Origin of the sequence: Mycobacterium sp. M23085, from assembly GCF_045343915.1 — a bacterium.
GTDB lineage: Bacteria > Actinomycetota > Actinomycetes > Mycobacteriales > Mycobacteriaceae > Mycobacterium.
In genome coordinates, this window is the sequence record NZ_CP174280.1 from 5,365,763 (window position 1) to 5,384,354 (window position 18,592).

The following is an 18,592-nucleotide window of genomic DNA, read 5'->3' on the forward strand; positions in this document are numbered from 1 at the left end:
CGATCGGCCTGTCCGGACTCCGCCGCAGCCGGCGGAGTCCGGAGCGATAGGCGGCGTTCAACCGCGCTAGCGCTGTCGGTCTTGCGACAGCGATCACCGCTTGGCCGGGCGCAGAATCTGCAGAGCGCCCGGCACCACCGAGATCTCGGCCGGTAGCGCGCAGGCAAAATCGCCGTCCGCGTAGACGTTGATGCCGGGGCATTCGACGTGGATCGATTTCGCCCGCGCCGTGCTCACCTCGTCGAGGTCGACGTGGGTGCCCTTCATCACGGTGGGGAACAGGCGGACCAGTTTGGTCCGGGATGCCTCGTGCACCATGGTGATGTCGAGCAGACCATCGGTGTGGTCGGCGCCGGGACAGATCTGCAGCCCGCCGCCATAGCTGCGGGTGTTGCCGAAGGCGGCGAGCGTGATATCCGCGTCGATCTCTTGGGTGCCGTCGAGCACCATGCGAAATGGCAAGAGCCGCAGCTGCGACAGCTCGGCGAGCATCGCGACGTAATAGCGCAGCCGACCGTGCGGCCAGCTCATCCGGTTGGCGCGATCGGTGACCAGCGAGTCGAAGCCGGTGGCCGCGACGGTGCCGAACCACTTCTCGTTTCCGCTACTGTCCCGAATCAGGCCCAGGTCAACTGATTCCGAGCAGCCGCCGGCCACGATGTCCGCGGCGGCCTCGGCGTCCTTGGTGGGAATGCCGAATTCGCGGGCGTGGTCGTTCCCGGTGCCGGCCGGAATCACGCCCAGCGGAATGTCGGTGCCGGCCAGCACCTGCAAGGCATTGGAGACGACGCCGTCGCCCCCGGTCACCATGACCGCGTCGGTGCCCTTCTCCATAGCCGCGCCGACCAGATGCCGCGCGTCTTGCGCGTCGTCGCCGATGATTTCGACGACCTCAACACCCCGGCGGTGCAGCCGGGCGATGGCGAGCTGGGCGGCGTGCACCGCGGCCCCGTGGCCCGACACTGGGTTGGTCAGCGCGATTACCTTGCCGATTTCGCGGCGGCCTGGCTCCGCGGTCACGGAATCAGCTTGCCGGGATTGAGAATTCCCGCCGGATCCAATGTCGCCTTGACCGCACGTAGCACCTGTACCCCCAGCTCGCCTATCTCGTCGCGCATCCACGGCCGGTGGTCGGCGCCGACCGCATGGTGGTGGGTGATGGTCCCGCCGGTGGCCATGATGGCATCCGAGGCGGCCTTTTTGGCGGCCTTCCACTGCTGAATCGGGTCGCCCCGCTGGCCGGCGACGACGGTGAAGTACAACGACGCACCGGTGGGATAGACGTGCGAGATGTGACACATCACCAGAGCGGGCGTGCCGGTCGCGGCGAGCGCATCGGTAAGTGCTTGAGTCACAGCGGCTTTCAGCGTGCAGATGTTCGACCAGTCGGTGGCGGTCTCCAGCGTTTCGCACAGCGCGCCCGCGGCGAGCAGCGAATCGCGCAGATACGGTGCGCCGAACCGGCCACGCTCCCAGGCCCGGGCCGGGCCGTCGCCCAACGAGGTTCCGCCCTGGGCCGCCAGCAGTGCGCTGGTTTCGGCGTGCCGGCTCTCGACGTGTTCCTTGGTGCCCTCGAACATGGTGATGGCCAGGCAGCCGCCGGTGATCTGTGATTCACCGATGGCGTCGGTGGTGGCCAGGTTGACCCCGGTCTCGGCCTCGTCGGAGAGCCGAATGACGGTGGGGCCGGTGGCATTCTGGGTGACGGCGCGCAGGGCGGCGGCCCCGGTCTCGAAGTCGGGGAACGACCAGGCCTCGTGGCGGACGGCTTCCGGCGTGCGATGCACGCGCAGCCGCACCCGGGTGATGACGCCCAGGGTGCCCTCCGAGCCGATCAACAGCTGGCGCAGGTCGGGGCCCGCGGCGGATTCCGGCGCGCGACCCAGATCCATGGTGCCCACCGGAGTGACCACGCGCAGCCCGCGCACCATGTCGTTGAACCGGCCGTAGCCGGCCGAGTCCTGACCCGAGGAGCGGGTCGCGGCGAAGCCGCCGATGGTGGCGTATTCGAAGCTCTGTGGGAAATGGCCGAGCGAAAAGCCTTGTGCGCCAAGGAGTCGTTCGGCGTCCGGGCCGGTGACCCCGGCCCCGAAGACGGCCTGGCCGGACACCTCGTCCAGCGAGATCAGTTGGTCGAACCGGCGCAAGTCGAGCGAGACGACCGCGGCGAACTCCCCGCGGTGCGGATCGAGCCCACCGACCACGCTGGTACCCCCGCCGAAGGGTACGACGGCGATGCGATGCTGCGAGCAGTAGCGCAGGACCGCGGCAACGGCGTCGTCGTCGCCGGGAAGCAACACCGCGTCGGGCGCATCCTGCGGGCCGCGCTGAGCGCGGTTGAGCAGGTCGATGGTGGATTTGCCGCCCGCGTGCAGCAGTCGATCGGCATCGGCGGTACGGCAGTATTCGGCGCCGACAATGGCGGCCAGGGCCTCCTGATCGGACCGCGACAACGCCGACGGACGCAGTTGCACCTCGTCGGATCGCAGTTCGGCCGTGCCGGACGCCTCGACCCCCACGGCCTGCTGCAGCAACGATCGGATCCCCTCCGACAGTGGCTTGGCGGCGGCCGGGTCTCCCCACGCGTTCCATTTCATCGGCGGCAATAGCCCCTGGGGATCGGTCATGCGTTACAGTATTACATATGTTGTCAATCCGTAACACAACGCTGGACACCGGCGAACGCATCCTCGCGGCGGCGGCCAGCTGCGTGGTGGATTTCGGCGTGGAGCGGGTGACCCTCGCCGAGATAGCCCGGCGCGCCGGGGTGAGCAGGCCGACGGTATACCGGCGCTGGCCCGACACGCAGTCGATCGTGGCGGCGCTGCTGACCCGGCACGTCACCGAGGTGATGCGCGACGCGCCGTTGCGCGGGCAGGATCGTGAATCCCTTGTGCGACAGATCGTTACGGTGACCAATCGGTTGCGAGCGGACCGACTGGTGACGTCGGTGCTGCATTCGGATCTCGCGTCGACGTACATCACCGAACGCCTGGGCACCAGCCAGCGCATGTTGATCGACGCGCTGGCGGCCCGGCTGCGGGTGGCGCAGCGGCACGGCAGCGTCCGACTCGGCGACCCGGTGCAGATGGCGACCATGGTGCTGCTGATCGCCCAGTCGACCATCCAGTCGGCGCGGATCGTCGAACCGATGCTCGACGCCGACGCGCTGGCCACCGAGCTGGCCTACTCGTTGAACGGATACCTGTCGTGATACCCGATCCGACCGCCCTGAACGCCGCGCGGCGCGCCGCCGACCTGACCGCGCTCGCCGACGGTGAGCCGTTGGCCGTCGTGGTGATCGGTGGTGGCATCACCGGTGCCGGCATCGCGTTGGATGCCGCCGCCCGCGGGCTGCGGGTCGCCTTGGTGGAGAAACGCGATCTGGCGTTCGGCACCAGTCGGTGGAGTTCCAAGCTCGTCCACGGCGGGCTGCGCTACCTGGCGACCGGCAACGTGGGCATTGCCCGGCGCAGCGCCATCGAGCGCGGAATCTTGATGACACGCAACGCCCCCCATCTGGTTCGTGCGATGCCACAGTTGGTGCCGCTGCTGCCGTCGATGAGTCCGGGCAAGCGGGCCCTGGTGCGCGGCGGGTTCCTGGCCGGTGACGCGTTGCGGTTCCTCGCCGGCACGCCGTCGTCGGTGCTGCCGCGGTCGCGGCGCGTCTCGGCGCGGCGCGCCGTGGAGATGGCGCCGACCGTGCGACGCGACGGCCTGGACGGGGCCCTGCTGGCCTACGACGGGCAACTGATCGACGACGCCCGGCTGGTCACCGCGGTCGCCCGCACCGCGGCCCAGCACGGCGCCCGGATCCTCACCCGGGTCTCGGCATCCCGGGCCACCGGCACCTCCGTGCGACTGACCGATTTGCGCGGCGGCGAATCGTTCGACGTGTCGGCGGGTGCGGTCATCAACGCGGCCGGGGTGTGGGCGGGCGAGATCGACGGCGCGTTACGGCTGCGGCCCAGCCGCGGCACACATCTGGTGTTCGATGCCGAGGCCTTCGGCAATCCGGTTGCGGCGCTGACCATTCCGATCCCCGGCGAGCTCAACCGCTTCGTCTTCGCCATGCCCGAACAACTGGGCCGGGTCTATCTGGGACTCACCGACGAAGCGGCCCCCGGTCCCATTCCGGATGTACCCGAGCCGTCGGTCGAAGAGATCACGTTCCTGCTCGACACCGTGAACACCGCGTTGGGGACCGGCCTGTCCGCCACCGACGTGATCGGCGCCTACGCCGGGCTGCGGCCGCTGATCGACACCGGCGAAGGCCGCACCGCGGACGTCTCCCGCGAACACGCCGTCGTCGAATCGGCGTCCGGGGTGATCAGCGTGATCGGCGGCAAGCTGACCGAATACCGGTATATGGCAGAGGATGTGCTGAATCGCGCGATCCGGGTGCGGCGCCTGCGCGCCGCGAAATGCCGGACCCGCAACCTTCCGCTGATCGGAGCCCCGACCAATCCCGGGGAGATTGCGGCGCCGGACACCGCCGCGTTGCCGGCGTCGCTGGTGCGGCGCTACGGCGCCGAAGCACCCAAGGTGGTCGCCGCCGCGGCCTGCGACCGGCCGACAGAGCCGGTGGCGGAGGGCATCGACGTCAGCAGGGCGGAATTCGAGTACGCGATAACCCATGAGGGCGCGCTGGATGCCGCCGACATCCTGGATCGGCGGACCCGGATCGGGTTGGTGGCGCGCGATCGGGAGCGGGCCGTCGCTGTGGCCGAAGAATTCGTGGCGCGCTTCGGCTGAGGATATCGTTAGGCGGAACGAGCCCGTATCGTTAGACGTATGCAGCCCGAAGGCAGCCAGGCGAGCGCGTCGAGCCGGACCCGAAGCCCGCGACGGCTCGATCGATCGCTGGACGCGGCCATCCTCGACGCGGCGCTGGCCGGCGTTGCCGAAGTCGGCTATGACCGGTTGAGCATGGACGACGTCGCGTCGCGCGCCGGCGTCGGGAAGGCGGCGATCTATCGTCGCTGGCCGTCGAAGGCGGTAGTGGTCGCCGATGCCATCGCGCATTGGCGGCGGCGGCTGGGCCCGCTCGAACCGCCCGACACCGGCAGCCTTCGCGGCGACATCGACGCGTTGGTTGCGGCCACGCCTGACTTGAATGATGCTGATACGCATATGATTCGGGTGGTTGTCGGGGTGGCGACCGCCGCCATGCACAATCCCGTCCTGGCGGCCGCCCTGGACGACCTAGTGCTGTCGACGCCGCGGCAGGTGGTCCGCGCGGTGCTCGACCACGCGGTGGCTCGCGGGGAAATTCCGGCCGTCCGCGACTTGAGCCTGATCCCGGACGTCGCACTGGGCCTCAACGTGCTGCGGGTGATCACCGGACGGCCGATCGACCGGGTCTATGTCCGGCGCGTGCTCGAGGACGTGATCCTGCCGATGGCCGGGGGACCGGCCCCGTAGTTGTTGCGCATCCCGTCGCGCCGTGCCAGATTGGAGGCAAGACGGAACTAGTTAGTTCCGTCAAGAGGGGAGCCGGCGATGAACGTAGAGCATGTCCCGGTGCTGATCGTCGGCGCGGGAGCCGCCGGCCTGGCCACCTCTGCGCTACTCGCCAAACACGGTGTGCGCTCGCTGGTGGTCGAAAAACGCAAAGAGGTGTTCATCTACCCGAAGGCGCGCAACCTGAGCTTCCGCAGCCTGGAGATCCTGCGCGGCCTTGGATTGGCCGACCAGGTTCACGCGATCGCCCACGGCGTTTCCGACATGCTGACCAAGCCGACGCTCAACAGCGCCGAACAGCGTCAGGCGCTCGACGTCAACGCGATCTTCGCGCCGTTCAAGGACCTGAGCCCGGAGCCCGGCGGCCAGTACTGCCCGCAGAGTGCCTTCGAACCGATCCTGCTCAGCTACATCCGCCGGCACGGTAGCCAGGCGCGCTACAACACGGAGCTGGGCTCGTTTGACCAGGACAAAAGCGGCGTCACCGCGGTCATCCGCGATCGCGAGTCGGGCGCGACCGAAACGCTACGCGCCGACTATCTCGTGGCCGCCGACGGAGTGCACAGCCCGATCCGCGACGCGCTGGGCGTGACGACCTCCGGCTACGGGGCACTGCCGATCTATGTCGTGTTCGTCTACTTCCGGGCGCCGTGGCGACAATTCGCCCGCGACCTCGGGCCGGGCGACGGCATCCAAGTGAAAAACCCGGACGTGGAGGGCATCTTCCTGCCGGTGCGCGACGACTTCGGCATGTTCATCAACACCTACTTTCCCGCCCGCAACGAAACCGCCGAACAGTTCACCGCGCAGCGGTGCCGCGAGTTGCTGACGAAAGCGATCGGCGAGCCGATCGACGTGGAGATCATCGACGTCGCGCCGTGGCAGCCGTACGAGCGGGTCGCCGACCAATTCCGCTGCGGCCGAGTGTTTTTCGTCGGTGACGCGGCCCACACCATGCCGCCGTTCAAGGCGGGCGGGGCCAACACCGCCATTCAGAGCGCGCACAACCTGGCCTGGAAGCTGGCTAGCGTCTTGAACGGAACCGCCGGCCCGGCGTTGTTAGGGACCTACCACGCCGAGCGGCACCCGGTCGGGCGCTTCAACGCCCGCCAATCGCTCACCGGGCCGTCGCTGGCCTTCCTGCGGTTGGACGACGACCGGCCGCTATTGCCGCCAGACGAAGAGGCGCCCATGTTCGCGCTGCTGATCGGATACCGATACCGTTCTGCCGCAGTGGTTTCCGATGATCCCGTTCCGCCGGATGCCGACGCCGTGTCACTGGTGGACGAATTGCGCGGGCAGCCCGGCACCCGGGTCCCGCACGCCTGGGTCGTCGACGGCGCAAAGCGGGTCTCGACCCTCGACCTGCTCGGTCCCGGCTTCACGCTGCTCACCGGAGACGACGACGCCGCCTGGTCGGATGCCGCGGCGTGCGCGTCGAAGGCCGCCGGTGTCGCAATCACCGTGCGGCGCATCGCTACCGCGGTTGACGTCGACGGCTCGTGGTCCGCCGCCGCGGGACTCGCGCCCGACGCGGCGTTGTTGGTGCGGCCCGACGACTTCGTCGCCTGGCGCGCCGACGAGATCCCTCGCTCACCGGGTGACGAGCTCGGTCGGGTGCTGTGTAGGGTGCTCGGCCGCACGCCATGACCGGCCCGCCGCGGCCCGAGACGGTGGCCTGCTTGGGGTCGAGCACCACCGCGTCGAGGGGAACCTACAAATGGATCGACGAGCTGCAAAGGCGGCCTTCCAACAGCCGATTTCGCTTCGTCAACTTCGGCGTTGGCGGGGATTTGTCGGCCAATGCCGTCCGGCGCCTCGACCGGGTGATCGCACGACGGCCGGACCGGGTCATCGTGCTCATCGGGAGCAACGACATCATGGCGAGCGTCTTTCCCAACTTCCGGCGATTCGTTCGCGTCGCCAAGCGATTCCATGACGAACCGACACCGGAGCGGTTCGACGAGAACCTGGGCCTCATGGTGCGCCGGCTGCAACGGGATGCCCATGCCAGGGTCGCGCTGAGTTCCCTTGCCCCGGTTGGAGAAGAGCCCGGCTCACGCCATCCGGTTCAGGCGCGGCTCAATGACCTGTTCAGCACCTACAATGGCATCATCCGTGCGGCCGCCGCTCGGGAGTCCACCGATTACATCCCGTTCTACGAGGCATTCCAGGAGTGTCTGACGCGGGCAGCGACGACCAAATCGTTCACCCGCTTCTGCTTCGCGTCGCTGTACCGCGACTACCTATGGCGGGAAATGATTATGCGCCAGAGCTTTGACGAGATCTCTCGGCGCAACGGTTGGGAATTCCACATCGACGGCATTCACCTCAAGACCAACGGCGGCCGCATCCTCACCGAGGCAGTTCAGCGTTTCCTGGACTCCTGAGGCCGCCGCGAGCAGACGCAAAAGCCCCCGCACGCGCGGCGTGTCGGGGGCTTTTGCGTCTGCTCACGCGGGAAAGGGCGATTACAGCGGGATGTTCTTGTGGCGGCCGCGACGGGCGGGCGCCTGGGCCAGCGCCTCGGTGAGCTTGCTGCGGGTGTGCGACGGGTCGATCTTCTCGTCGACCACGCCGATCTCGATGGCGCTGTCCACGCCGCCCGCGATCCGCTCGTGCTCGGCGGCCAGCTGGTCATGCAGCGCTTCACGCTCGTGATCCGCCGCCGCGGCCAGCTTCTTCTTGTGCAGAATGCCGACGGCGGCCTTGGCGCCCATCACCGCAACCTCGGCGTCCGGCCACGCGTAAACCTTGGTCGCGTTGAGCGACCGGGAGTTCATCGCAATGTAGGCCCCGCCGTAGGTCTTTCGGGTGACCAGCGTGACACGCGGAACCGTGCACTCGCCGAACGCGTGCAGCAGCTTGGCGCCGCGGCGCACCACGCCGCCCCACTCCTGGTCGACACCGGGCAGATAGCCGGGCACGTCGACGATCACCACCAGCGGAATGCCGAACGCGTCGCAGAGCCGCACGAAACGTGCTGCCTTCTCGGCGCTTTCGGAGTTCAGGCAACCGCCCAGGCGCAACGGGTTGTTGGCCAGCACCCCGACCGTGCGGCCGGACAGCCGGCCCAGACCGATCACCATCGACGGCGCCCAGTTGGCCTGAAACTCGTCGAACGGCGTCTCGTCGTCCAGGATCGCGGTCACGATCGGGCGCACGTCGTAGGCCCGCCGCGCCGACTCGGGCAGCAGCGCGTGGATGTCGGTGTCACCGGCCTCGGCCTTGTTGCGGTCGAAATGCCCTTGCTGGCAGAACAATCCGACCAATCGGCGACCACGCTCGTAGGCGTCGAGCTCGTCGTCGGCGACGATGTGGCACACCCCGGACTTCTTGTGGTGGGTCTCCGGGCCACCGAGCGAGCACATGTCCACGTCCTCGCCCGTGACGCTGCGCACCACGTCGGGCCCGGTGACGAACACCCGGCTGTCCGGGGCCATTACGATCACGTCGGTCAGGGCCGGCCCGTAGGCGGCGCCGCCGGCCGCGAAGCCGACCACCACCGAGATCTGCGGGATGTAGCCGGACGCGCGAATCATCGCCTCGAACACCAAGCCCACCGCGTGGAGTGCCTTGACACCCTCGGCCAGCCGGGCACCGCCGGAGTGCCAGATACCCACGATCGGGCTCTGCTCCTCGATGGCGGTGTCGTAGGCGTTGACGATGTGCGTGCAACCCTCGATGCCCATCGCGCCGCCCATGACGGTGCCGTCGGTGCAGAACGCGATGGTGCGAACACCGTTCACGGTCCCCGCGGCGGCCAGGACGCCGGAACGATCGCGCTCGTGCAGCAGCTCGACGCTGTCGTCGTCGAAGAAATTGCTCAAGCGCAACAACGGGTCGCGGGGGTCGAGCGACTCGCCAACCGTCTCGGGGGCCGTGATAGTCATCGCAGGTCTCCTGATGTTCGGATGTTGCCAGGTGTCGAAGGTCAGTACCGCCCGAAGGCGATGGCCACGTTGTGCCCGCCGAACCCGAACGAGTTGTTGATCGCGTACTCGTAGTTGCCCGGGCGCGGTTTACCGGCCACCACGTCCAGATCGATTTCGGGGTCGAGGTTTTCCAGGTTGAGCGTGGGCGGCACCACCTGATCGCGCAGGGCGAGCACGGTCAGGATGGATTCCACGGCACCGACCGCGCCCACTGAGTGGCCCAGCGCCGCCTTGGGGGCGTAGACGGCGGCGTTGCCGCCGTGCGGACCCAAGGCGTTGTTGATCGCTTTGGACTCCGCGACGTCACCGACGGAGGTGCCGGTGGCGTGCGCGTTGACGTGGTGAATGTCGGACGGGCTCAGCCCGGCGAGCTGAATGGCGCGGCTCATCGCGTGCCCGGCGCGTTCGCCGTTGGGGTCCGGCGCCACCATGTGGTAGCCGTCGGAGGTGATGCTGGCGCCCATGATGCGGGCCAAGATGTTGGCGCCGCGGGCTTTGGCGTGTTCCTCGGTCTCGATGACCATCAGCGCGCCGGCCTCACCGAACACGAAGCCGGTGCGGTCGCGGTCGAACGGACGGCAGGCGCCCACCGGGTCGTCGTTCTTGGTCGACATCACGATGCGCATCTGGGCGAACGCCGCGATCGGCACCGCTTCGATACGTGTTTCCACGCCACCGCAGATGGCGATGTCGGCCTCGCCGAACACGATGTTGCGCCAGGCCTGCGCGACACCCTCGGAACCCGAGGCGCACGCCGACACCGGGGTGACCACCCCGGCCTTGGCGTGCCGCTCCAGTCCCACCGCCGCCGAGGCGCCGTTGGGCATGTACTTCTGCACCCCGAGCGGAGAGACGGCCTTCATGCCACGAGCGCGCATGTCGTCGTAGCTGAAGACCATCTCTTCCGACGAACCCAAACCGGTACCGATGGACACCATCAGACGGTTGCTGTCGACCTCGGGGGAGCCGGCGTTCTCCCAGACCCGCCGGCCCAACACCGTCGACATCCGCTGCAGATAGCCCGTCCGACGTAGCTCCACACGGGTCAACTGACTGTCGAACTCCTCCAACAGATGCCCGCCGATGCGCACCGGCAGGTCAAACTCCTCGACGAACGGATCCTCGAGTTTGCGGATACCACTTTGGCTGTCCAGCAACAGCTTCCAGGTGGTTTCGGCATCAGTTGCCAGCGCGGTCGTCATGGCGACGCCAGTGACGACCACGTTGGGGAGAGTTTTCCCGGTAACCAGCTCTGTCATGGGTCTTGCGAACGTTCCTTCCATAATTGCCCGGCTCTTCTTCGGACCGCTTGCGGCCCGGATCGTCGCCGGACGACGTGCTCAGTAACGCCCGAAGGCGAGCGCCACGTTGTGGCCACCGAACCCAAACGAGTTGTTGATCGCATAACGGAAGTCGCCATAGCGGGGTTCGCCCGCGACTACGTCCAGATCGATCTCGGGATCGGGGGTTTCGTAGTTGAGCGTTGGCGGTATCACGCCGTCCCGAAGGCTCAATACCGTGAGAACAGATTCCAGCGCCCCGACCGCACCAATGGAGTGCCCCAGGGCTGACTTCGGTGCGTAGACCGCCGCGTCCTGGCAACCCGCGACGCGAATGGCGTTGGCCTCGGCGGTGTCACCGATCGGCGTTGCCGTTCCGTGGGCGTTGACGTGGTCGATGTCCTTGGGTGACAACCCCGCCAGCTCCAGCGATCGCGTCATGGCGCGACCGGCGCGCACGCCGTCCGCCGCCGGCGCCACCATGTGGAACGCGTCCGAAGTGATGCCCGCACCCATCAGCCGGGCCAATGGCTTGGCGCCACGGGCCTTGGCGTGCTCTTCGGTCTCGATGATCATCATCGCGCCGGCCTCACCGAACACGAAACCGTCGCGGTCCTTGTCGAACGGCCGCGATGCGCGCTCGGGCTCTTCGTTGCGCGTCGACATGGCCCGCATCATCGAGAACGCCGCGATGGGCAGCGCTTCGATCGGACCCTCGACACCGCCGCAGACGGCGAAGTCGGCGTCACCCATGACGATCTGACGCCACGCGTGGGCAATCGCCTCCGAACCCGACGAGCAGGCCGAGACCGGGGTGATGACCCCGGCGCGGGCACCGAGTTGCAGGCCCACCACCGCCGCGGCGCCGTTGGGCATGATCATCTGAACGGCGAGCGGCGACACCTTGCGGGGGCCGCCCTCATTCATCAGGTCGTAGCTCTCAACGATCCGCTCGGCGCCGCCCAGCCCGGTGCCGACCACGACCGAGAACCGGTCGGGGTCGACCTCCGGGCTACCGGCGGTTTCCCACAGCTGAGTGCTCAGCAATTTGGCCAGCCGCTGGACGTACGACATGCGCCGCATGTCCAGCCTGCTCATGCGTTCGTCGATGGGGTCCTTGAGGTGCCCGCCGATCTTGACGGGCAGATCCCACTTGGTGATGAACTCGTCTTCGAGGACGTGGATGCCGCTTTCGCCGGCCAACAAACCCTTCCACGTGCTCTCGATGTCCGACGCGATCGAAGTCGTCGCCGCGACGGCGGTTACCACAACGTTGGGGTAACCGCCATTAGCAGTGGAAGGCTTGCTCACTTGCTGTCCGCTTCCAGCCTCGACTTGACGTTGGCGACCGCCTCGGGGTTCTCGGTCTCCAGCTTGGCGCGCAGCGCCTCGGCAGCCTCGGGGTTCTCTTCCTCGAGCTTCTGGATGTAGGAGACGACGTCACCGACGGTGCGCAGACCGGCGAGGTCCTCGTCGGGGATCTTGACGCCGTACTTGTCCTCGGTCTGAACGGCGATCTCAACCATCGACAGCGAGTCGATGTCCAGGTCGTCGACGAAGGACTTCTCCGGGGTGACCTCGGAGGGCTCGATACCGGTCACCTCTTCGATGATCTCGGCGATACCGGCAATGATTTCTTCCTGGCTGACAGCCACAGCGTGCTCCCCTTCGTAATCTGTTGTGTGTTAGTCGAATTGACGTGTTATGCGGTTGTACTGGTTGTGCAACTGGTCGAGCTGGCTTTAGAGCTCGGCCAAAGCGTCCAGGTCTGCGGGCGATTTGACGGCACGAGCCGTAACCCCCCGAAGTTCTCGTTTGGCGATACCGGTGAGAGTGCCCGCGGGCGGGAACTCCACGGCCGCAGTGACTTCCAGGTCACGCAGCGTCGCGGTGCACAGGTCCCAACGGACCGGCTGGGTCAGCTGAGCGACCAGTGCCTCCATCGCCGCAGCCGCCGAGGCGACCGGCTTGCCGTCGCGGTTGGACAGCAGCTTGGCGGTGGGCTCGGACGTCTGCACGGCGGCGGCCGCGGCGGCGTAGCCGTCGAGCGCCGACGCCATGTACTTGGTGTGGAATGCCCCGGCCACACCGAGGGCACGCACCCGGGCCTTCTCCGGCGGGTCCTCGGCCAGCTTCTCCAGCGCGGTCAGCGCACCGGCCGCGACGATCTGCCCGGCGGCGTTGCGGTTGGCGGGGAACAGGTCGAGCTGCTCGAGGCGGGCCAGAACTTCGGCCTCGTCGCCACCGAGCACCGCGGACATGCCGGTCGGCTCGACGGCGCAAGCCTTGGCCATCTCGGCGCCACGGGTGGCGGCCAGCGCGACGGCGTCGTCGGCGGCGATCACGCCGGCGATCGCGTACGCGGCGATCTCGCCGACGGAATGGCCGGCCACCACGAGGTCCGCGTCCGACAGCAGGCCGCGCTTGGTCAGCTCCTGGTGGGCCAGCAGCGTGGCGGCCACCACCAGCGGCTGGGTGACCGCGGTGTCGGTGATCTCTTCGGTCGAGGCGGTGGTGCCCAGGCGCGCGAGGTCGAGGCCACTGGCCTTGGACCACAGCGCCAACTGGTCAGCGGCGCCGGGAAGCTCCAGCCATGGCGAGAGCATCCCCTCGGTCTGCGAACCCTGTCCGGGCGCAAGCAATGCAATCACGTGTTTAAGAGAACACTGTGGAAACGGTTTTGGCGGGTGTAACAGATTATGAACCTCGTCTTAGGTTTTTGTGTACACCCTACAAAACGGCTCCGTAAGCTACGGGTTTGATATCGTGCCGCAACCTGTTGCCCAGGTCACTATCGCCCGGATTGCCCGGCGGCAGCCGCTTTGACCGGCAGCGGGAGCGGAGGCATCGCGTTGGTGGCGGCGCTGGACGGAGTGGTCGGGTAATTCAGCTGGCCGACCGTGGCCGCCACTCGCAGCACATACGCGTCACGGGGCTGCATGGGATCGCGGCCGGTGAAGTCGGTGATCCGCTTGAGTCGGTAGCGCACGGTATTTGGATGAACGAACAACTTTCTGGCACAAGCCTCAATGGCGCCGCCACAATCTAAGTAAGCGTCAAGGGTCTCGATCAGCGTGGGACCCGCGTCGGCCAACGGGCCCATCACGTCGGTATGCAGCGCCACGATCGCCGACGCATCGCCCATCAGCGCCCGTTCGGGCAGCAGTTCGCGGGCCGGCACCGGGCGTGGCGCTCCGCGCCAGCCGCCCACGGCGTTCATGCCGGATATCGCCTCGCTGGCGCTGTGATAGGCCGCCGTCAGCATGGGCGCGGTGGGTCCGACCACCACGGGGCCATCGGCGAACGCCACCAGCAGATCGCCCAGGAATTTGTCAGTTGGCGACAGTTGGCCGGACACGATCGCGACCAGCCAGGTGCCGTGCACGTCGGTGAGGGCCGCGCGCCCGTGCCGTGCGGCGATATCGCGGACGTGCTGACTGGCGCGCTCGCTGTCGTCGGGGCCGGTCGACCCGTCGCGTCCGGGTGCCGGAGTGCCGACCACGACCGTGGCCGGGGCGGTGGTGTCCCAGTTCAGCGCCGCTGCGCGGGACAGCAGCTCCGGGCCGGTATCGCCGCGAACCACCGCGTCGACGACGCTGGCCTCCATTCGGCTGTCCCAGCTCCCGCGCGCTTCGGCCGCGTTCGCATAGGCGGTCGCGGCGGTGAACGCCAGGTCCCGGCTGTACTTGAGGATGCCCACCGTCAGCGCGGTGAGCTGCTCTTCGGAGCGAGCCAATAGCGGGACGACTTCCTCGAAGAAGTCCATGGTCACCCGCGCCATGTCGACGCTGTGGCGCAAGGCGATGCGGCGGGCGATGTCCTGGGGCACCAGCTCGAAGGCCTGCGCGGTGTGGCTGACGTTGCTGTGCGGGTCCTGCATCCACTCGGCGAAGTTGTTGATCGCCGTCTGCACCACCAACGCCATGCTGGCCCGCTGCGACGCTTCCAGATCGGCGAAGAACGGCAACCGATCCTGCATGACCGAGACCGCCTCGGTGGCCAGCCGGCCCGAGTACTGCTTCAACCGGCGCAGGACCGGCTCCGGCACGGTGTCCAGCAGCTCCAGCGGCGACCGGGGCTGTTTGGCGAACGGACCGGCGAACGGGTTGTCATTCACCCCTAAAACCTACGCGCCTTTTCTGGAAGTTTCCGCCAAAGGGGGCGCGTGGCGTCTTAAGAATGCCTCAGAGCCCGGTCCCGCGCGCGTGCGTCGGATCGCGGGCGTGAAGCTAGTTTCACGCCCGGCGTCGACCGTGAAAGTGACTTCACGCTCGACGCCGCGGCGGGCTGCTTGCGGCCGGAGGTCAGGCCACGCCGGGATCCGACGTCTGCTCCGGGGCGGCCAGCACGTCGTCGATCTTGTACTGGCGGGCGGCGGCGATCGGGACGGAGGGGTCGATTTCACCGTCGCGCGCCAACGCCTCCAGCACGGCGACCACCTGCGACTCGGCGTCGGTGTTGAAGTAGCGCCGCGCGGCCGGCCGGGTGTCGGAGAAGCCGAACCCATCGGTGCCCAGGGTGACGTAGGTGCCGGGCACCCAGGGCCGGATCTGCTCGGGAACCGCACGCATCCAGTCCGAGACGGCGACGACGGGCCCGGTGGCGTTCGACAGGGCCTGGGCGACATACGGGACGCCGGCCGGCCGGTCCGGATGGCGCAGTCGCGCCCTGTCGACGGCCACGCCGTCGCGGTTCAGCTCGCCCCAACTGGTCACCGACCACACATCGGCGGCGACGTCCCACTCCGCGGCCAGCATCTGGGCGGCGTGCAGCGCCGACGGCATCGCCACCCCGGACGCCAGGATCTGCGCCTTGTTGGCCCGCTGTTCGGTGGCGACGTGATAGCGGTAGAGGCCCCGCAGCACGCCCTCGGGGTCGAAGTTCTCCGGCTCGGGCGGCTGCACGTACGGCTCGTTGTAAATGGTGATGTAGAAGTAGATGTCCTCGGGGTTCTCCCCGAACATCCGCGCCAGCCCGCTCTCGACGATGTAGGCGATCTCGTAGGCGAAGGCCGGGTCGTAGGCGACCACCGCCGGGTTGGTGGCCGCCAGCAGCAGCGAGTGGCCGTCGGCGTGCTGCAAACCTTCGCCGGTCAGTGTGGTGCGCCCCGCGGTGGCCCCGAGCAAGAACCCGCGCGCCATCTGATCGGCGGCGGCCCACAGGCCGTCACCGGTGCGCTGGAAGCCGAACATCGAATAGAAGATGTAGATCGGGATCATCGGCTCGTTGTGCGTCGCATACGACGTGCCCGCCGCGGTGAACGAGCCCACCGACCCGGCCTCGTTGATGCCCTCGTGCAGGATTTGCCCGGCTTCGCTTTCCCTGTAGGCCAGCATCAGCTCGGCGTCCACGGCGGTGTACAGCTGGCCGTTGCGGTTGTAGATCTTCAGCGACGGGAACCAGGAGTCCATGCCGAAGGTGCGCGCCTCGTCGGGAATGATCGGAACGATCCGCGGACCAATTTCCTTGTCCCGCAACACTTCCTTGAAGGTCCGTACCGTCGCCATGGTGGTGGCGACTTCCTGGGTTCCGGACCCCTTCTTCAGCGCGGCGTAAATCTCGCGGCCGGGTAGACGCAGCGCCTTGGTCTTGGTCCGCCGCTCGGGCAGAAAGCCGCCGAGGGTACGCCGGCGATCGACCATGTAGCGGATCTCCTCGGCGTCCGGGCCGGGGTGGTAGTAGGGCGGCAGGTAGGGATCCGCTTCCAGCTGGGCGTCGCTGATCGGAATCCGGATCGCGTCGCGGAAGTCCTTAAGATCCTGCAGCGCAAGCTTTTTCATCTGGTGCGTGGCGTTGCGGCCCTGGAAATGCGCGCCCAGCGAGTAGCCCTTGATGGTCTTGGCCAGGATCACCGTCGGCTGACCCTTATGGTCGACCGCGGCCCGGTAGGCGGCGTAGACCTTGCGGTAGTCGTGGCCACCGCGCTTGAGGTTCCAGATCTCGGAATCGCTCATGTTCTCCACGAGCGCCTTGGTGCGCGGGTCGCGGCCGAAGAAGTGGTCGCGCACGTAGGCGCCGTCGTTGGCCTTGTAGGTCTGGTAGTCGCCGTCGGGCGTGGTGTTCATCAGGTTCACCAGCGCGCCGTCGCGATCTGCGTGCAGCAGCGCGTCCCACTCGCGGCCCCAGACCACCTTGATGACGTTCCAGCCGGCGCCGCGGAAGAACGACTCCAGCTCCTGGATGATCTTGCCGTTGCCGCGCACCGGGCCGTCGAGGCGCTGCAGGTTGCAGTTGACGACGAACGTGAGGTTGTCCAGGCCCTCCAGCGCGGCGACGTGCGCCAGGCCGCGGCTCTCCGGCTCGTCCATCTCGCCGTCGCCCAGGAAGCACCACACGTGCTGGTCGGAGGTGTCCTTGATGCCGCGGTCGTGCAGGTAGTGATTGAACCGCGCCTGATAGATGGCGTTGAGCGGGCCCAAACCCATCGACACCGTGGGGAATTCCCAGAAGTCGGGCATCAGCCGCGGGTGCGGATACGACGGCAAGCCGCCGCCGGCGTGGCTGTGCTCCTGCCGGAAGCCGTCCATCCGGTCGGCGGTCAGCCGGCCTTCCAGGAAGGCGCGCGCATAAATGCCCGGGGACGCGTGGCCCTGGATGAAAACCTGGTCCCCGCCGCCGGGGTGCGACTTGCCGCGGAAGAAGTGGTTGAAGCCGACCTCGTACAGCGCCGCCGACGAGGCGTAGGTCGAAATGTGGCCGCCCACACCGACTCCCGGGCGCTGGGCGCGGTGCACCATGATGGCGGCGTTCCATCGGATCCACGCCCGGTAGCGTCGTTCGACGTCCTCGTCGCCGGGGAACCACGGCTCGAGTTCGGTCGGGATGGTGTTGACGTAATCGGTTGACGTCAGCGACGGGATGGCGACTCGCTGCTCGCCGGCCCGTTCCAGCAATCGCAGCATCAGATAGCGCGCCCGCGATGGGCCGGAGCGCTCCAGCAATTCGTCAAAGGACTCCAGCCACTCCGACGTCTCTTCGGGATCGATGTCGGGTAGGTAGGAGGCCACCCCCTCGCGGATCACCCGGACACGGTCGGGTTCGGTTGTGCCGTTGGGGTTTGTGGCCAGATCGTGGCGCACGAACTCAGTTGTCAACGCACTACTCCTGTTGTTGGCGGAATGTGTGCCGTAATGGGTGGGTCGCACCCTGCCCACCATCGTGCCGCACCTGTGTTTCGCGCGGACAGCCGACATCGAGTAGCCGATCCAGGTTCACCCGGCGAACACCAACTCGGCGTGTATGGAACGGCTGCGCGACCCACCCGGTAACGTCTGGCCTGTGCTCATCCGGTGGGGTGCCGCCTCTCAGGCGCAGGTGAAGGCTTTGCCCCGGCGCGGGGCTTTGGCCCTCGGTTGTGTCGCCGCGACGCTGATGGGCATCGTCGGGTGCACCTCCGTCACCAACGGCACGGCAACGCCGGATACCAGGGTGGCGCCGGCCTACCGGCAATCGGTGTCGGCGTCGGTGTCCGCGTCGTCGGCGACCTCGAGCATCCGGGAGTCCCAGCGGCAACAGTCGCTGACCACCAGGGCGGTCCGCACCGCCTGCGCCACGCTGATCACCACCAGCAAGAACGCCATCGACAAGACCAACGAATTCGTCCAGGCGTTCAACGCGGGCCGCGGCACCGGCCCGACCGAAGGCCCGGCCATCGACGCCCTCAACGACAGCGCGACCACGGTGAGCAACAGTTTCAGCGACGCGATGTCGCAGCAGATCAAGGACGCCTTCAACGCCTATATCGATGCCGCCCGCGCGGTGGCCAACGCCATCGGCACCCACGCGGGGACCGGGGAATTCAACCAACGGGTCGATCAACTCAACGACACCAAAAAGAACGCGATAAAACTGTGCCTGGCAACCTGATGATGCGGAAGTATGGACCAGGATCCGGCTGTGCGACGATAATCCCCA

15 protein-coding genes are annotated in these 18,592 nt (G+C 67.7%); 6 read left to right on the plus strand and 9 right to left on the minus strand.

Annotated features, from left to right (window positions below; translation table 11 throughout):
• Positions 1 to 93 precede the first annotated feature (93 nt).
• Together ACIUM1_RS24985 and ACIUM1_RS24990 are read right to left on the minus strand one after the other, a co-directional pair.
• On the minus strand, positions 94 to 1,020 hold the full coding sequence (locus ACIUM1_RS24985; protein ID WP_406815154.1) for a diacylglycerol kinase: 927 nt from the start codon (positions 1,018 to 1,020) through the stop codon (positions 94 to 96).
• The gene (locus tag ACIUM1_RS24990; protein WP_406817854.1) at positions 1,017 to 2,597 is read right to left on the minus strand and encodes an FAD-binding oxidoreductase; all 1,581 of its coding nucleotides are present in this window, start codon (positions 2,595 to 2,597) and stop codon (positions 1,017 to 1,019) included. Before ACIUM1_RS24990 ends, ACIUM1_RS24985 begins: the two co-directional genes overlap by 4 nt.
• Before the next feature lie 47 nt (positions 2,598 to 2,644).
• Between ACIUM1_RS24990 and ACIUM1_RS24995 the strand changes: the two genes are divergently transcribed.
• The 5 genes from ACIUM1_RS24995 (at position 2,645) to ACIUM1_RS25015 (ending at position 7,853) form a co-directional block, all read left to right on the plus strand.
• Complete coding sequence (locus ACIUM1_RS24995) at positions 2,645 to 3,214, plus strand: TetR/AcrR family transcriptional regulator (protein WP_406815155.1); 570 nt, start codon at positions 2,645 to 2,647, stop codon at positions 3,212 to 3,214.
• Positions 3,211 to 4,755 carry a glycerol-3-phosphate dehydrogenase/oxidase gene (locus tag ACIUM1_RS25000; protein ID WP_406815156.1) on the plus strand — a complete coding sequence of 515 codons (1,545 nt, stop codon included), beginning with the start codon at positions 3,211 to 3,213 and terminating at the stop codon, positions 4,753 to 4,755. Before ACIUM1_RS24995 ends, ACIUM1_RS25000 begins: the two co-directional genes overlap by 4 nt.
• Before the next feature lie 39 nt (positions 4,756 to 4,794).
• Positions 4,795 to 5,424 (plus strand): TetR/AcrR family transcriptional regulator, encoded by a 630-nt coding sequence (locus ACIUM1_RS25005; RefSeq protein WP_406815157.1) that lies wholly within the window; start codon positions 4,795 to 4,797, stop codon positions 5,422 to 5,424.
• A 78-nt stretch (positions 5,425 to 5,502) separates the two neighbouring features.
• The gene (locus ACIUM1_RS25010) at positions 5,503 to 7,113 is read left to right on the plus strand and encodes an FAD-dependent monooxygenase (protein ID WP_406815158.1); all 1,611 of its coding nucleotides are present in this window, start codon (positions 5,503 to 5,505) and stop codon (positions 7,111 to 7,113) included.
• Positions 7,110 to 7,853 (plus strand): SGNH/GDSL hydrolase family protein, encoded by a 744-nt coding sequence (locus ACIUM1_RS25015; protein ID WP_406815159.1) that lies wholly within the window; start codon positions 7,110 to 7,112, stop codon positions 7,851 to 7,853. Before ACIUM1_RS25010 ends, ACIUM1_RS25015 begins: the two co-directional genes overlap by 4 nt.
• Positions 7,854 to 7,934: 81 nt before the next feature.
• Here ACIUM1_RS25015 and ACIUM1_RS25020 read toward each other — a convergent pair whose 3' ends face one another.
• From ACIUM1_RS25020 to aceE, 7 genes are all read right to left on the minus strand, one after another.
• The gene (locus ACIUM1_RS25020; RefSeq protein WP_406815160.1) at positions 7,935 to 9,356 is read right to left on the minus strand and encodes an acyl-CoA carboxylase subunit beta; all 1,422 of its coding nucleotides are present in this window, start codon (positions 9,354 to 9,356) and stop codon (positions 7,935 to 7,937) included.
• A gap of 41 nt (positions 9,357 to 9,397) precedes the next feature.
• Positions 9,398 to 10,657 carry a 3-oxoacyl-ACP synthase KasB gene (gene kasB, locus ACIUM1_RS25025; RefSeq protein ID WP_406815161.1) on the minus strand — a complete coding sequence of 420 codons (1,260 nt, stop codon included), beginning with the start codon at positions 10,655 to 10,657 and terminating at the stop codon, positions 9,398 to 9,400.
• Positions 10,658 to 10,738: 81 nt separating this feature from the next.
• On the minus strand, positions 10,739 to 11,989 hold the full coding sequence (kasA, locus tag ACIUM1_RS25030; protein ID WP_406815162.1) for a 3-oxoacyl-ACP synthase KasA: 1,251 nt from the start codon (positions 11,987 to 11,989) through the stop codon (positions 10,739 to 10,741).
• Positions 11,986 to 12,333: a meromycolate extension acyl carrier protein AcpM gene (gene acpM, locus ACIUM1_RS25035; protein ID WP_007770614.1), complete on the minus strand. Its 348-nt coding sequence runs from the start codon at positions 12,331 to 12,333 to the stop codon at positions 11,986 to 11,988. The genes kasA and acpM overlap by 4 nt, the downstream gene beginning before the upstream one ends.
• An 87-nt stretch (positions 12,334 to 12,420) precedes the next feature.
• The gene (locus tag ACIUM1_RS25040; protein WP_406815163.1) at positions 12,421 to 13,329 is read right to left on the minus strand and encodes an ACP S-malonyltransferase; all 909 of its coding nucleotides are present in this window, start codon (positions 13,327 to 13,329) and stop codon (positions 12,421 to 12,423) included.
• A gap of 140 nt (positions 13,330 to 13,469) precedes the next feature.
• On the minus strand, positions 13,470 to 14,795 hold the full coding sequence (locus ACIUM1_RS25045) for a PucR family transcriptional regulator (protein WP_406815164.1): 1,326 nt from the start codon (positions 14,793 to 14,795) through the stop codon (positions 13,470 to 13,472).
• A gap of 187 nt (positions 14,796 to 14,982) precedes the next feature.
• Positions 14,983 to 17,772: a pyruvate dehydrogenase (acetyl-transferring), homodimeric type gene (gene aceE / locus ACIUM1_RS25050; protein ID WP_406815165.1), complete on the minus strand. Its 2,790-nt coding sequence runs from the start codon at positions 17,770 to 17,772 to the stop codon at positions 14,983 to 14,985.
• Between the two features lie 184 nt (positions 17,773 to 17,956).
• On the opposite strand from aceE, the gene ACIUM1_RS25055 reads away from it, so the two are divergent.
• Positions 17,957 to 18,544: a hypothetical protein gene (locus ACIUM1_RS25055; RefSeq protein ID WP_406815166.1), complete on the plus strand. Its 588-nt coding sequence runs from the start codon at positions 17,957 to 17,959 to the stop codon at positions 18,542 to 18,544.
• Positions 18,545 to 18,592: the final 48 nt, after the last annotated feature.